This is a genomic window from Acinetobacter sp. TR11 (genome assembly GCF_027105035.1).
In the GTDB taxonomy this organism is placed as follows: domain Bacteria; phylum Pseudomonadota; class Gammaproteobacteria; order Pseudomonadales; family Moraxellaceae; genus Acinetobacter.
The window spans coordinates 1-12,888 of record NZ_CP114257.1; the positions used below are offsets into that span (position 1 = coordinate 1).

A 12,888-nucleotide genomic window follows, 5' to 3' on the forward strand; every position below is an offset into this window, starting at 1 on the left:
TTGTTCATTTAATTTTTAGGTTGAAATTCATACAAACCTATTTAAATCAGAAGCTTACAAAATCTTTATGCAACAAAGCCCATATCAGATAAAAAAGTAGAGGAGCTAATACTAAGCCGTGATTTCTTGGAAAAGCTGAAAGAGCTAGTTAATCGAACAGAAATACCATGTAGTTAACTATCCATTTAACATAATGGTGGTTATGCGAAATCATTTATAAAAAGTTATTGTTTTTCAAATATTTAAAAAATTAGTCATGACTAAAAAATAGCTAAAAAGCCGACTCCGAAACAAGTCGGCTGCTTTTTAAGCACTTTTGTCACTTTTAGCCAATAAAATTGGTTAAAAAATATTCAAAAATCCAAATTTTCCTGATTTCTAAAGGCTCTCATTTCTGAAATTATCCCCATTTCCTGCGGACAATTCTTGGGATAATTTGAGGATATATGCATGTGCGTTCTGGCGTACAATCATTCAGGAAATCGACCAATAGGCAGATACCCCTAGATTGCATATCATGGCTTCATTGAGAACAGGATGTTCCAGATAAAAATAAGAAGATCAGCGACAGGACGCGAGGGATGACAGGAGTTGACCCTAGTACCAAATACGAAAAACCCCGACAGGATGTCGGGGTTTTTTATTGTCTGAATATTTTCGGATAATCCGTATTATATTAATTTTAGTTGAACTTAAAACTAGGCATAAAGACAAATGAAAATAGGGATCTTTTGGTACTGGAATAATCAAGTCATTGGTATTGCACATTCCTTTAATATTACGAAAGCAGACTCTATTGGCCTGATTGATAGCCCATATACACATATTGAATATTGGATTACATTGCAAGAAAAGTATTCTGAACTACAAAACTATGAGTATGAACAGATCCCAAGAGGTCGAGTAATTTTTGATACCAACAAAGAAAAATCAATTATTTATTTGGATAAGACATTGTTATATAAATCAAAAATTAATAAAGTCTATGATTTTTTTAATTTAAATCCAGAACAATCGGTGCTAAAAAAAGACTCACACTATCAAATTTGACCAACACTACTGTTAGATCAACAAACTTGCGTTAAAATACACACGATCACTCTTAGAATGGTAAGCGATATGAGAAAACGTCTTAAAGATTATAATATTGAACAAGTATCTAGTCGTGAAAAGGTTTCTGGACAAGTTTTACCTATAAAGTTTAGTAATGATGAAGCAACTAAACGAGTTGTTATGCATAGTGCTAGACGAGTGATCCAGCAACATAAAGCAGAAATACAAGAGTTAGCTTATAAATGAGCTTGATTAGTTCGACATTCGTAATTGCTGTACATGACGAGATTTTGCTTCAAACAGGTGTAGGTCGATCTGGTTGCCAGATTGAGAAACTGGAAAGCGTCCTAAACCGTATAGATCAGCAAATGTATTACAGTAATGTGAGTGATATCTTTGAAATTGCTGCATGGTTTGGTATTGCAATTTCTAAAGGGCATGCATTTGTCGATGGAAATAAAAGAACAGGGCTAGCAGTGATGCTAACTTATCTTGAAATCCAAGGTGTGACCATTCAAGAACACACGGGTTTAGATGATTTAATGGTTGATATCGTTGAATCCCAAGAAGATCATGAGCTTTTAGCCAAACTGGTAGCAGGATTCTTATATGAGCTATCTATAATTTAATTTATTCAATCTGTATTTTTATTTTTGGGTCGTTAATGTTAGAAAGTATCTCCTTATAAATTAAATAGTTTTCATCATCTCGGCATACAAAAAATACTTCTTCAACACAGTCATATTGGGGAAGTGTTGAAAGTATGGTACCAATTGCAATTTCGGCTGCCAGTTGGCGAGGAAAACCATAAACACCTGTACTGATGTTTGGAAAAGAAATAGTTTTTACACCAACATGGTTAGCTTTCATAATCGCATTACTATAAGCATCACAAAGCAATTGTGGTTCATTACGCTCACCATCTAACCATCTTGGCCCAACAGCATGAATAAGATATTGGGCAGGCAGGTTTCCAGCAGTAGTAACTTCTGCTTGTCCAGTTGAACACCCGCCTTTTTCTTGATGAAGTTGAATACATTCAGTCTTCATCAAAGGTCCTGCTTTTTTATGAATGATATAATCAAGCCCACTGCCACCAAGCAAAGACTTATTCGCTGAATTAACGATAGCCTGTACAGCGAATGTTGTAATATCTGTTTGGATTAAAATAACTTTCTTAAGATTACTCATTTTATCACTATAATAAAATCGCTAAGGTAGCAGTAATTTTTTGGAAAACCAACATGACTGAAAAAGAACATATTAATCAATATATTAAGAGCACGTGTGATTTAATCATTCAACATGTAAAAAACATTATCACTCTTCAAGAAAACATTAATAAACCATGGGGATATAGCTCCAGATTAATGGAGCATTTATTTCATCCAGAAAATGAACTGCTTTTTAAAGGATACTCAAAGAATATTTTTAATAATAAATCAGCAATGGCTATTAAGCCATGGAAAGAACATATTGTTCCCATGGCTTATGTCTTTAACAACTTATGGGTATTAATTGAAAGCAATGAATTATCAGATGCTGAACTCTCCAAAATTCTACAAAGAAATCTTGGTGTAGCCCATATTTCCTATGAAGAACAGAAAAAGTTAGATACTAAATTTTCAGGATTAAAAACAAATATGCCTAATGGATGGTGTTTGAAAACAGGTGATCCTATAGATCGTTTAAAAGCAGTTGGTATTGAATTAGTTGATGAAAATGGGGTTGAAATTCAATCTTTAATTACCCCTATTTAACATAAAATCTCATCTACGAAATGCAGCTGTTAGAACCCAATTAAATCTTTAATTGGGTTAACGTCAAATACTATCTTGATCACGGAAAGCCCGAACTCTCTCAAAAATCGGATAAAAGTCCAGACCATCATCCTTCATATCTGAAATTACGATTGCAATCACTGCAATGCTAGTGGGCACTTTACCGTTCTTTTTATAGTTGGTAATTGAATTCGCATTCATATCTAAAAGTGCTGCAAATTCTTTAATAGAAAGGCCAGACTTACCTATAAGTCTTTGAAATTCTTCGTAAGGCATAGTTTAAAAAGCAGAATTGTTTTGATAGAAAAGTATAGCACAGATTATTTATTTACATTTAAACACATAAATAATGTTATTGACACATTATTTATGTGTTTAAATACTCTTATCAAGCAATTTTACTCTTTTGATAGGACTTGTTTTATGAACCATTTCGTACAGCCCAAGCTTCTTATTTCTTCTCAAGCAAAAAAGATTGGATTGACATTAATTAATGATCTTGAACTTTGCATAACAGCACGATTGGCTTTTTATCTGGATGTAAATCCTTGCTATGACGGCCATGAAGCAACATTCATTTGGACCGAATATTTTTTACAAGATCACCCTCAAGCCGAATTTTCTGAAGTTAGAGCAGCCTTTCTACAACTTATCCCAGGATGTTAAACGATGATAATGAAATCTGTATTTTATGAGTCAAATACAGATTTCAAATTCTCTTTTTTATAAGACTATGAATTAAATTTTCTCAAATAACTCTGCAGCAATCTTCCTAGCTAAATTATCTTTATCAACATCTAGTTCTGATAAATCTATAGCATATTGAATTGCCTCACGACCTGCGATTTCCATAGGTCCATAGTCATCATAATCCTCACCTGTATAAGCATTGTAGGCTCTAAAATCATCCTGCGTGAAATCAACTCCACACATTTGAGCTAAGTAGATGTATAACCATGCTTCTCCATGATTTTTGAAAATTTCTTCATACAGGAAGTATTCAATAGCACTCGTATCACCTCGATTACACAAGTACAGAATCTGGTTGTAAACTGTTTCCTTGTCTGCATCCAAATTAATTTCATGAAGATTCATAGGTGAATTTTTAATATAAGATTCAAAGTGTTCAGCTTGCTTTATGTATTCTTCATACTTTTCTTTATTTTTCTTAGTCTCATCAGAATTGATATATTTTTGTTTATGATTGTCCCAACGACTCCCAAAATTTGATTCATGTCGACCATAAGGAGCTATTTGATTTGCTAAATAACGATAATAAGCACCTAATAGAGCATATGCATCAGCATTCTTACGGTCTTTCGCATAAGATAAAATCTTTTCAAAAGCCTCCCCAATTTCTGAAAACTCGAAATATTCACCATCAAGTTCTAGGTGATCTACCATCCCATTTTCAAAATCGATATAACTTAGTGCTTTTCTTACGACATTAAAGTTAATAACTTCTAAGTTAAGCCATAAAAGTTCTCGATAGACCGTTTTAGAAATCGATAAATATAATTCCTCTGACGCATCGAATTTTAGTAAATCCTTAAGTCTTATGGTGATTTTTTTAATCTTTTCCAGTAAAGCATTACCTTCATAATCATCCCAATGAAGGTCATCTTCACTATAATTTAGATAATCTGTTTCAGGCGGATTTTTCAATATTTCTAGAGTTAGGGCATCAATTAATTCATGCTGATAATATTCTTCAGAATCATCATATTGAGCATCAAGTAAAAGATTTTGAGCAACAAAAGAGCTATAGGTCCTATAGTCCTGATCTAAAGCAATTAATTCATAAATATGTGAACGGCTAATCTTTACAGAATGCTGTTCCTGAATTTTTTTAGATAATTGAAATGCGAATTCTTGAATAGACATAATTTTCTCTACTTCCAACTCTAAACTCTTTATACAAAGAATCTTTGGTGTCATAAGACTTCTAGCAACGCATGTTTAAATGCTAAGAACCAAACGAGTTGATACTTAAGAAAATTAAATTTTAGATATGGCTTTAAAAATTAAACCTATGGTTTTTTATCCCTTTTCTACTCATGCGTAAGTACGGTAGGCGACCTTATTTTTAAAATAATAAATTTCGCATAAATTTACAATTGCCAAAATAGAAAAGTCAGCTAAAAAGCGGACAGTCAAAAAATTCATTCTTTTTCAGACCTACTTTTTATCTTTTTTTGAGCATCTATAATCGCTAAATCGAGAAGCGTTAAAGTCTGCCCTTTTAGGCTATATCCAGACAGCTGATGGAGAACCTCAAAAAGTAGTTGATACTTTTCTGTATTTGGTCGCTCTAGTGCCCAAACCTTTTTATAAAGTTGAGATTGACGAAATTTCCCGGCAAGAAAACGGTCAATTTCGATTCCTTTTAGAAACTTTTTACTGTCTAAATTTTCATCATCTTTTACTTTATAAAGACTTAAAACCCCACCGCCCACTTCAAACTTACGTTGATTTTCAGCTTTACGTTTTTTCCCGGCATCCTTTTTCTGAATCTGACTCAAATACAGCTCCAAGTCACTGTATTCAAGCTTTTGCGCTTTAAAATTCAGATAGCGCGTACACATTGTTTTCAGGATATTCATTTCAGCTGGATCTAGATCATCTTTTTTATAATCTTGGTACAGCTCCAAAAATTTTTCTTCATACTTAGTCCTTCCCGGAGTTCTCACCAACTCATCAAACAACAACTGAAGCTTCAAATGCTCACGGTACGGTTTTAACGCTTCTTTCACAAGAATCTGCTGAGCTTCAGACAACATTTCAAAGTTAAAGTCTTCAGCTTGTAGTGCATCAATAACCTGATTTTGAAGTTCCGAACGAGGATCTTTTTCTAATAAAAACTCAACGAAAGCATGTAACTCTGCCATTTGTAAAAGTTGAGAAGGTCTACCACGCTTTTTTGCTTTTTCTAGTGTCATATCATCGGCCACCAAATTTTCAGAACTGCAACCTCTTTAAATATGGTTTTACCATATTTAAAGAGGGCAGTCTGAAAATAATTATTTAAATAAAAAATAAAATTTCTTGAAAAGAATTTCTATTTTTTATTTAAATAATTCGCACTTGACAGTTTCTCCTCATCGGAGAAACTAGTACGCAATGGGGCGCTTCCCCCTTGACCCCCTTCAACCGGATTTTTCAGCCATTGAGGCATTCCAAATCCGGGCGGTTTTCATTTCGTTTCACTCCATAAAAACCGGTCCAAAACCATTTAGAGGTGAACATGGCCAGCTACCATTTCAGCGTCAAAAACAAAAATAAAGGTTATGCAATGGGCCACTACCTCTATATTTCCCGACTGATGCAATACGAAAACGTCCGCAAGAAAAGTGACGAAATTTTAGAATACGTTGAACCTGGCAAATGCATGCCGTCCTGGGTAAAAGATCCAATTGAGTTTTGGCAAGCCGCTGATACTTTTGAGCGAGCCAATGCCAAAGTCTACATCGAGTATGAAATTGCCCTTCCCAACGAATTCACGCCAGACCAGCGTAAAACGCTCATAGAGACGTTTTTAGACAAACATATAGCTCCACAGCAATATCCACATTCATACGCCATACACAACGTTAAATCGCGTCTCAGCGGCGAAGAACAGCCCCATTGCCACCTCATGTTCTCCCTCAAAGCCGATGACGGCATTGAACGCACAGCCGAACAGTACTTTAAACGCTATAATCCCCAAGATCCGGCCAAAGGCGGTGCCAAGAAAATCCAGCTCCAGGATGGCCATGCTGATTACACCACTTACCTCCTGCATATCCGAAAAGCTTGGGAAAATCACCTGAATGACGCATTGGCAGAACATAGCCCAACCGTGACTTACCAGATCGATGGCCAGGAGATCCAAATTAAAAATCAAGTTTCGGCAGACAACTACGAAAAATACAACGAGATACACGGCACCCTCTACCTACCAGAACCCAAACTGGGGACAGGCAAACAAAATGAAACTGTGGAATACCTGACGGAAATCCAGAAAATCAGACAACACAATGCCAAAGAACGAGAACTGGAACAGCGCCAACAACACTTTGATCAACAGCATGAATACTACTACAGCTGCTCAAACGAACCCTTCAGCTCTCCTGAAGTGATGCACTACCTCAATCACCTCATTAAAAAAGCCAGCAACAAAAAAGAACTGGGCCACGATATCAACGAAATTATTCAAACCCAGCAACCGATCCTGCATCACGAAAAATGGGATATCGATACCATCAATTTTAATCTCAACAACGCCAGGTTATACCCTGAACCGGACATGGAGTTTAAAGTCCTATCTGTACAACCAAAACCAGTGATTGAACCAACATCACAGCCGAAGCCAAAACCTGAAATACACCCCTCACAGCTTGAACCGAAACGAAATGATTATGATGGTCTGGGTTTTTAAAAATGGATCTGGATCAGAAAGTACAGAGCGAGTGTCTACGAGCGATATCACCAAAAGTCGCGCCTCGGCCCTCTGAAAAACCGCTTTTTTAGGTTAACAAACCTAAAAAAGTGAAGTTTAGATGTCGAAATGAGAGCCTAGACCGAGCGAAGCGAGCATAAAGTTTTATGAGCGAAGCGAATTCCGAGTTGCTTTTGCTTTTTCTCAAATTCACGAAGGAATTAACCGAAAAATTGCCCCTGAATCGAGCGAAAGCGAGATTCAATAGAGTTTGAGCGTAGCGAAAACCACGGGCAATTTTTCATTCTCAATGTTTTTAATAATTTTTAATACTTTTAAATACTTTTAGAGTAGCTGAAAGCCTCTAATAGCAATAGTTTTAGAGGTAATACCACTACGTTTATCGACCTATATCACTACGTTTATCGACCTATATCACTACGTTTATCGACCTATATCACTACGTTTATCGACCATTTGACTACTTCAATATTTGATGTAGTATTACTACATGATTTTATGATGTAGTAATAAGAATAATGAAAGACTTAGTTGTCAAAGATAATGCTCTAATTAATGCAAGTTATAATCTTGATTTAGTTGAGCAAAGGCTAGTTCTACTAGCAATTATTGAAGCTAGACAAACAGGTAAAGGAATCAATGCTAATGATGCTTTAGTAATTCATGCATCCAGCTATATAGAGAATTTCGGTGTAGAGAAACATACGGCTTATGCTGTTTTGAAAGAGGCAAGTAAGGTCTTATTTGATAGGAGGTTCACTTATCAATCTTTAACAGATAAAGGGAATGTAAAAACTACTCATAGCCGTTGGGTAAGCGAAATTAGCTATATTGATAATGAAGCATCAGTAAGTCTTATCTTTTCACCAGCTGTCGTCCCATTAATTACAAGGCTTGAGGAACGATTTACTAGTTATGAACTAAAGCAAGTAAGTCAATTGACAAGCAGATATGCCACTAGACTTTATGAACTACTAGTTGCTTGGCGTAGCACTGGTCAAACTCCAGTATTTGAGATTTCAGAATTTAGGCAGCAACTTGGTATTGCGGATGATGAATATACGCGCTCAGATAATTTCAAAAGAAGAGTTCTAGATATAGCTATATCTCAAATCAATACTTTTACGGACATCAATGTTAAGTCTGAACAGCATAAAACTGGACGATCAATTTCAGGCTATAGCTTTTCATTTAAGCCAAAGACGTCAGTTAAAAATATTTCTAAAACAAGGAGTGAACAACTAGAACTGATTGGCCAATTGACAGATAAACAGATTCTTTTGTTCTCAGGTAGGTTAGCTTATGAACCCACATTCGCATCAAAATATAGTAAAGCAGGTGAAAGCTATGATGACTTTATAATTAGAATATCTAGAGACTTAACAGATCCTAAAAAAATTAAAGAATATTCTCCATATCTTAAAGAATTAGGATTCAAATAGGTTTGTAAATTGACTTTGTCAACTTAACAGTGAAGTATTAACTCAATTTAACTCCCAGTTTACAATATGAAAAAATTATCAGTTTCAGAATTAGCTAAGCTGTATGGATATTCAAGACAAGCTATATATGCTCATATAAATAAAGGAAATTTATCGAAAGGTTCTGATGGATTAATTGACTTTTCAGAAGCTTTAAGAGTATTTGGAGAACCCCAAAGTAAAGTATCAGATGTCAACTTACGTCAATCAACTAACAGTCAAAACTTGACTGAAGTTGACTTATTAAAACGACAGGTTGACATACTTGAAAAACAATTGAATCAAGCTTTACTTAGAGAAAACCAATCATTAGAGCGTGAATCTTTTTATCAAGAACAAATTGAAGCTATGCAACGTCTTTTAGAGGCCCCAAAACCTCATATCCCTACGTCTGTCGACCCAGAACCCACTCAGATGACAGAGGAAAATGAAGAAGAAGAAGTCGCAGCTATGATGCAAAAAGAACCAGAGGCTAGTGAAAATAAGCGCATTCCTGTGCCTGAGCACATTGAACCAGAGCCTGAGAAAAGGGGGTTTTGGAGTCGTTTTTTTAGACCCTATGATTAACCACGATTGTTTAACTGAGATGAACAAAGTTGTGCAACATTGATCAAAGAATAGGCGTGGAACGTGAAAAATCATAAAAAAAGCCCACCTTGGGGAAGATGGGCTATCAACTAGAAACTACAGCATTGATTTCTAAAGAGAATTATAACGCATTTCGTATAAGGCGTATTATGTTAATTTTATAAAAACTTAAAAATAGATATAGAATTTTTTAATTATAAGCTTTTATCAATTATTAATTTTATAAAGGCTTCTTGTCATTCTATATACTATAGGGTACTATACTATAATAAAATTTAAGGAATTAGCTTTATGCCAAATCAAGTCGAAGATAAAAAAAAGATTCTGACGCGTGTCAGACGAATCAAGGGTCAGGCTGAAGCGATTGAAAAAGCTTTAGAAGACAATGTGGAATGTGGTGCAATTCTGCAACAAATATGCTCTGTGCGTGGTGCTATTAATGGTTTAATGAATGAAATGTTGGAGGTTCATTTAAAGGACACTTTAGTATCAGGTGAAACCACAGAACAACAACGAAAAGAAGAATTGGCTGAAATCGCCAAGATTCTAAAATCATATTTAAAATAGATCTGTATAAGGAATTATTCCATGAAGTCACGTGCTGCTGTTGCGTTTGGTCCTGGTCAACCTCTTCAAATTGTTGAGGTTGATGTTGCACCACCGAAGAAAGGTGAAGTATTAATCAAGATCTCCCATACTGGTGTGTGTCATACAGACGCATTTACTTTATCTGGCGATGATCCTGAAGGCGTTTTTCCGGCTATTCTCGGGCATGAAGGTGCTGGTGTTGTAGTTGAGGTTGGTGAAGGCGTGACTAGCGTCAAACCAGGTGATCATGTTATTCCACTTTACACTGCTGAATGTGGCGAGTGCGTATTCTGTAAATCTGGAAAATCGAACTTGTGTATTTCCGTTCGCGAAACTCAAGGTAGAGGCGTAATGCCAGATGGTACCACTCGCTTTTCCTACAATGGTCAACCGATTTACCACTATATGGGCTGCTCAACGTTCAGTGAATACACTGTAGTGGCAGAAGTATCATTGGCTAAAATCAATCCTGAAGCCAATCACGAACATGTCTGCTTACTGGGTTGTGGGGTAACAACCGGTATCGGTGCAGTACATAACACGGCTAAAGTACAAGAAGGTGATAGTGTTGCGGTCTTTGGTTTAGGTGGTATTGGTTTGGCAGTCGTACAAGCCGCACGTCAAGCTAAAGCAGGGCGTATTATTGTGGTTGACATGAATCCAGATAAATTTGCGCTGGCAAAAGAGTTTGGTGCAACGGACTTCTTGAACCCTAAAGACTACGATAAACCAATCCAGCAAGTCATTGTCGAAATGACTGGCTGGGGTGTAGATCATTCATTTGAATGTATTGGCAACGTGAATGTAATGCGTGCAGCCCTTGAAAGTGCACACCGTGGCTGGGGACAATCCGTAATTATTGGTGTAGCTGGCGCAGGTCAGGAAATCTCTACCCGTCCATTCCAACTGGTTACTGGTCGTAAATGGCTAGGTTCTGCCTTTGGTGGCGTAAAAGGTCGTACGCAACTTCCAGGAATGGTTGAAGATGCCATGAAAGGTAAAATTCAATTAGAACCATTTGTGACACATACGATGGGCTTGGATCAGATCAATGAAGCCTTTGATCTAATGCATGAAGGTAAGTCAATTCGCACTGTCATTCACTATTGATCCACGGATCAATACCTAATTTTTCAAAACCAACCATCAAGGAAACACTTTAATGGCTACTCCAGTAATTTCCGGTAACGATATTTTCTCCCATGTCTTCCTCGGCGCAGTCGACCTTAAGAAGTCGGTTGTATTCTACGATGCCGCTCTAGGTGCCCTCGGCATTAAAAACCTAGGCCATTCGGTAACGATTGGGTTCTGTACGGTCGCGACAAACCTGCTTTCATGATCACCCGCCCAAGCAATGGCGCAGAACCCACCAGTAATGGTGTGACGGTAGGCTTCGCAGCTGCCACCCCTGCAGAGGTAAATGCATTCCACGCAGCCGGCCTCGCCGCTGGTGGCACCGATGAAGGTCAGCCTGGCCCACGTGGCCACCTGCCGGGTGCTTACGCGGCCTACCTGCGTGATCCGGCTGGTAATAAGGTCTGCGCCTACACCTTTGTCTAAAACCTAGGAGAAGTGAGGTCATTGTGTAAGGACTGGTTCCAGCCAAAAACAATCTCATCTTCCACTGCAACCGTGTGGCATGCCCGCTCATGCCACACGGTTTACGGTACTCTGAGCCTCTATCTGCTGATTAGAGCTCAGAAAGGCTGTTACCTCGCCTTCATAGCCAAAGACGGTCAATGAGCACGATCGGACTGAAAGTTCGGTGCGTGATGCAAGAAACACAGAATCCAAAATGAGCATCGCGGTAGTGGCTCCCTGAATTACACACTTTATTGTTTGTACATTGAAGTCGACATCCGACCTTCGTGGTGTGGTGGCGTCTGGGTTTGTAGCAGCGATCTTCATGCCAGCGACAACGCTGAAAACCTGCTGAGTGGTGCGGTGAAGCATTTTTAACTAATCCTGGATGGAACGAAAATTCGTCTTGATTGGCGCCTGAGCACCACCTCGTTGAAATAAGGAGAAAATCCGTGGAACGCATTGAACATCACGCCAGCTTCGAGGGTTGGCAGGACGTTTTTCAGCATGAGTCAACAGTGCTTGGCTGCATGATGAGGTTTGGAATCTATCTTCCGCCTCAGGCTGAGCATGAAAAGCTCCCAGTTCTGTACTGGCTCTCAGGTCTGACCTGTACCGAACAGAACTTCATCACCAAGGCTGCGGTGCAGCGGTATGCCGCGGAGCACGGAATCATTGTCGTAGCCCCAGATACCAGCCCGCGCGGAGAAAGCGTTGCAGACGATGCTGCCTATGATCTAGGTCAAGGTGCGGGTTTCTATGTAGACGCCACAGAGCTACCTTGGAGCGATCACTATCAGATGTATTCCTATGTGGTCGACGAATTACCAGCGCTGATCGAAGCGAACTTCCCTGCGTCGTCAAGACGCAGCATCAGTGGGCACTCCATGGGCGGTCATGGCGCTCTGGTTATTGCGCTTCGCAACCCCGGTCGCTATGCAAGTGTCTCGGCGTTCTCGCCGATCGTGGCGCCTACGCAAGTTCCATGGGGGCAGAAGGCTCTGGCGGCTTACTTGGGCGAAAAGAATCTGGAAGCCTGGAAGCAATATGACACGGTCGAGCTGATTCGCGTGGCGCAAGAACGCTTACCGCTGCTTGTCGATCAAGGGCTGAGCGATGAGTTTCTCGAGCACCAGCTTCGACCGCAACTGTTGCGTACCGCGTGTGAACAGGTAGACCACCCGCTAACGCTCAATCTGCGGCCTGGTCATGACCATAGCTACTACTTTATTTCGACCTACTTGAGCGAACACATGGCCCACCATGCGGCTGCATTGAATCGCTGAACATTGGGAGACCCTGACTTGGAAATGTCTGTATAGGACATTTCTATTTGGTTTTAAGGGGCTTTGTTGCATAAATACATAACCAACTGATT

General features: G+C 38.5%; 15 protein-coding genes and 1 pseudogene. 12 read left to right on the top strand and 4 right to left on the bottom strand.

The features are described from left to right. Positions 1-714 precede the first annotated feature (714 nt). The 3 genes from O1450_RS16215 to O1450_RS16225 all read left to right on the top strand — a co-directional run bounded on the left by O1450_RS16215 (position 715) and on the right by O1450_RS16225 (position 1,682). Positions 715-1,050: a hypothetical protein gene (locus O1450_RS16215; RefSeq protein ID WP_002125021.1), complete on the top strand. Its 336-nt coding sequence runs from the start codon at positions 715-717 to the stop codon at positions 1,048-1,050. A 69-nt stretch (positions 1,051-1,119) separates the two neighbouring features. Further along, entirely contained in the window at positions 1,120-1,299 is a 180-nt protein-coding gene (locus O1450_RS16220; protein WP_026441249.1) for a hypothetical protein, read from the top strand. After that, positions 1,296-1,682 carry a type II toxin-antitoxin system death-on-curing family toxin gene (locus O1450_RS16225; protein ID WP_002125026.1) on the top strand — a complete coding sequence of 129 codons (387 nt, stop codon included), beginning with the start codon at positions 1,296-1,298 and terminating at the stop codon, positions 1,680-1,682. Before O1450_RS16220 ends, O1450_RS16225 begins: the two co-directional genes overlap by 4 nt. A gap of 1 nt (position 1,683) precedes the next feature. Here O1450_RS16225 and O1450_RS16230 read toward each other — a convergent pair whose 3' ends face one another. Then, a complete protein-coding gene (locus O1450_RS16230; RefSeq protein ID WP_002125033.1) occupies positions 1,684-2,244 on the bottom strand; it encodes a macro domain-containing protein in 561 nt (186 codons plus the stop codon). Positions 2,245-2,297: 53 nt separating this feature from the next. Between O1450_RS16230 and O1450_RS16235 the strand changes: the two genes are divergently transcribed. Continuing rightward, complete coding sequence (locus tag O1450_RS16235) at positions 2,298-2,813, top strand: hypothetical protein (RefSeq protein ID WP_002125020.1); 516 nt, start codon at positions 2,298-2,300, stop codon at positions 2,811-2,813. Between the two features lie 63 nt (positions 2,814-2,876). Here O1450_RS16235 and O1450_RS16240 read toward each other — a convergent pair whose 3' ends face one another. Next, a complete protein-coding gene (locus tag O1450_RS16240; RefSeq protein WP_004762682.1) occupies positions 2,877-3,110 on the bottom strand; it encodes a hypothetical protein in 234 nt (77 codons plus the stop codon). A gap of 147 nt (positions 3,111-3,257) precedes the next feature. Here O1450_RS16240 and O1450_RS16245 point away from each other — a divergent pair, with 147 nt between their 5' ends. Beyond that, the gene (locus O1450_RS16245; RefSeq protein ID WP_004762680.1) at positions 3,258-3,500 is read left to right on the top strand and encodes a hypothetical protein; all 243 of its coding nucleotides are present in this window, start codon (positions 3,258-3,260) and stop codon (positions 3,498-3,500) included. Between the two features lie 72 nt (positions 3,501-3,572). Here O1450_RS16245 and O1450_RS16250 read toward each other — a convergent pair whose 3' ends face one another. Beyond that, positions 3,573-4,772: a hypothetical protein gene (locus O1450_RS16250; RefSeq protein ID WP_004762678.1), complete on the bottom strand. Its 1,200-nt coding sequence runs from the start codon at positions 4,770-4,772 to the stop codon at positions 3,573-3,575. Between the two features lie 224 nt (positions 4,773-4,996). Then, positions 4,997-5,773: a hypothetical protein gene (locus O1450_RS16255; protein ID WP_004762676.1), complete on the bottom strand. Its 777-nt coding sequence runs from the start codon at positions 5,771-5,773 to the stop codon at positions 4,997-4,999. 305 nt (positions 5,774-6,078) lie between these two features. On the opposite strand from O1450_RS16255, the gene O1450_RS16260 reads away from it, so the two are divergent. From O1450_RS16260 to fghA, 7 genes and pseudogenes are all read left to right on the top strand, one after another. After that, the gene (locus O1450_RS16260) at positions 6,079-7,251 is read left to right on the top strand and encodes a MobA/MobL family protein (RefSeq protein WP_167588530.1); all 1,173 of its coding nucleotides are present in this window, start codon (positions 6,079-6,081) and stop codon (positions 7,249-7,251) included. Positions 7,252-7,790: 539 nt separating this feature from the next. Further along, complete coding sequence (repM, locus tag O1450_RS16265) at positions 7,791-8,714, top strand: replication initiation protein RepM (protein WP_023271596.1); 924 nt, start codon at positions 7,791-7,793, stop codon at positions 8,712-8,714. Between the two features lie 66 nt (positions 8,715-8,780). Beyond that, a complete protein-coding gene (locus O1450_RS16270) occupies positions 8,781-9,320 on the top strand; it encodes a plasmid replication DNA-binding protein (protein WP_033134789.1) in 540 nt (179 codons plus the stop codon). Between the two features lie 312 nt (positions 9,321-9,632). Continuing rightward, on the top strand, positions 9,633-9,908 hold the full coding sequence (locus O1450_RS16275; protein ID WP_001133626.1) for a metal/formaldehyde-sensitive transcriptional repressor: 276 nt from the start codon (positions 9,633-9,635) through the stop codon (positions 9,906-9,908). Between the two features lie 21 nt (positions 9,909-9,929). Then, a complete protein-coding gene (locus tag O1450_RS16280) occupies positions 9,930-11,039 on the top strand; it encodes an S-(hydroxymethyl)glutathione dehydrogenase/class III alcohol dehydrogenase (protein WP_000842148.1) in 1,110 nt (369 codons plus the stop codon). Positions 11,040-11,091: 52 nt separating this feature from the next. Then, positions 11,092-11,489: pseudogene (locus O1450_RS16285) on the top strand (VOC family protein). 473 nt (positions 11,490-11,962) lie between these two features. Next, complete coding sequence (fghA, locus tag O1450_RS16290; protein ID WP_000439570.1) at positions 11,963-12,796, top strand: S-formylglutathione hydrolase; 834 nt, start codon at positions 11,963-11,965, stop codon at positions 12,794-12,796. The last annotated feature ends 92 nt before the right edge of the window (positions 12,797-12,888 follow it).

What these genes read in the sequence shown, in the direction of transcription:
- O1450_RS16235 (WP_002125020.1), top strand. Translation starts at nt 2,298, where the DNA reads ATGACTGAAAAAGAACATATTAATCAATATATTAAGAGCACGTGTGAT.
- O1450_RS16270 (WP_033134789.1), top strand. Translation starts at nt 8,781, where the DNA reads ATGAAAAAATTATCAGTTTCAGAATTAGCTAAGCTGTATGGATATTCA.
- O1450_RS16220 (WP_026441249.1), top strand. Translation starts at nt 1,120, where the DNA reads ATGAGAAAACGTCTTAAAGATTATAATATTGAACAAGTATCTAGTCGT.
- O1450_RS16230 (WP_002125033.1), bottom strand. Translation starts at nt 2,244, where the DNA reads ATGAGTAATCTTAAGAAAGTTATTTTAATCCAAACAGATATTACAACA.
- O1450_RS16280 (WP_000842148.1), top strand. Translation starts at nt 9,930, where the DNA reads ATGAAGTCACGTGCTGCTGTTGCGTTTGGTCCTGGTCAACCTCTTCAA.
- O1450_RS16275 (WP_001133626.1), top strand. Translation starts at nt 9,633, where the DNA reads ATGCCAAATCAAGTCGAAGATAAAAAAAAGATTCTGACGCGTGTCAGA.
- O1450_RS16245 (WP_004762680.1), top strand. Translation starts at nt 3,258, where the DNA reads ATGAACCATTTCGTACAGCCCAAGCTTCTTATTTCTTCTCAAGCAAAA.
- O1450_RS16255 (WP_004762676.1), bottom strand. Translation starts at nt 5,773, where the DNA reads ATGACACTAGAAAAAGCAAAAAAGCGTGGTAGACCTTCTCAACTTTTA.
- O1450_RS16240 (WP_004762682.1), bottom strand. Translation starts at nt 3,110, where the DNA reads ATGCCTTACGAAGAATTTCAAAGACTTATAGGTAAGTCTGGCCTTTCT.
- O1450_RS16250 (WP_004762678.1), bottom strand. Translation starts at nt 4,772, where the DNA reads ATGACACCAAAGATTCTTTGTATAAAGAGTTTAGAGTTGGAAGTAGAG.
- O1450_RS16225 (WP_002125026.1), top strand. Translation starts at nt 1,296, where the DNA reads ATGAGCTTGATTAGTTCGACATTCGTAATTGCTGTACATGACGAGATT.
- repM (WP_023271596.1), top strand. Translation starts at nt 7,791, where the DNA reads ATGAAAGACTTAGTTGTCAAAGATAATGCTCTAATTAATGCAAGTTAT.
- O1450_RS16260 (WP_167588530.1), top strand. Translation starts at nt 6,079, where the DNA reads ATGGCCAGCTACCATTTCAGCGTCAAAAACAAAAATAAAGGTTATGCA.
- O1450_RS16215 (WP_002125021.1), top strand. Translation starts at nt 715, where the DNA reads ATGAAAATAGGGATCTTTTGGTACTGGAATAATCAAGTCATTGGTATT.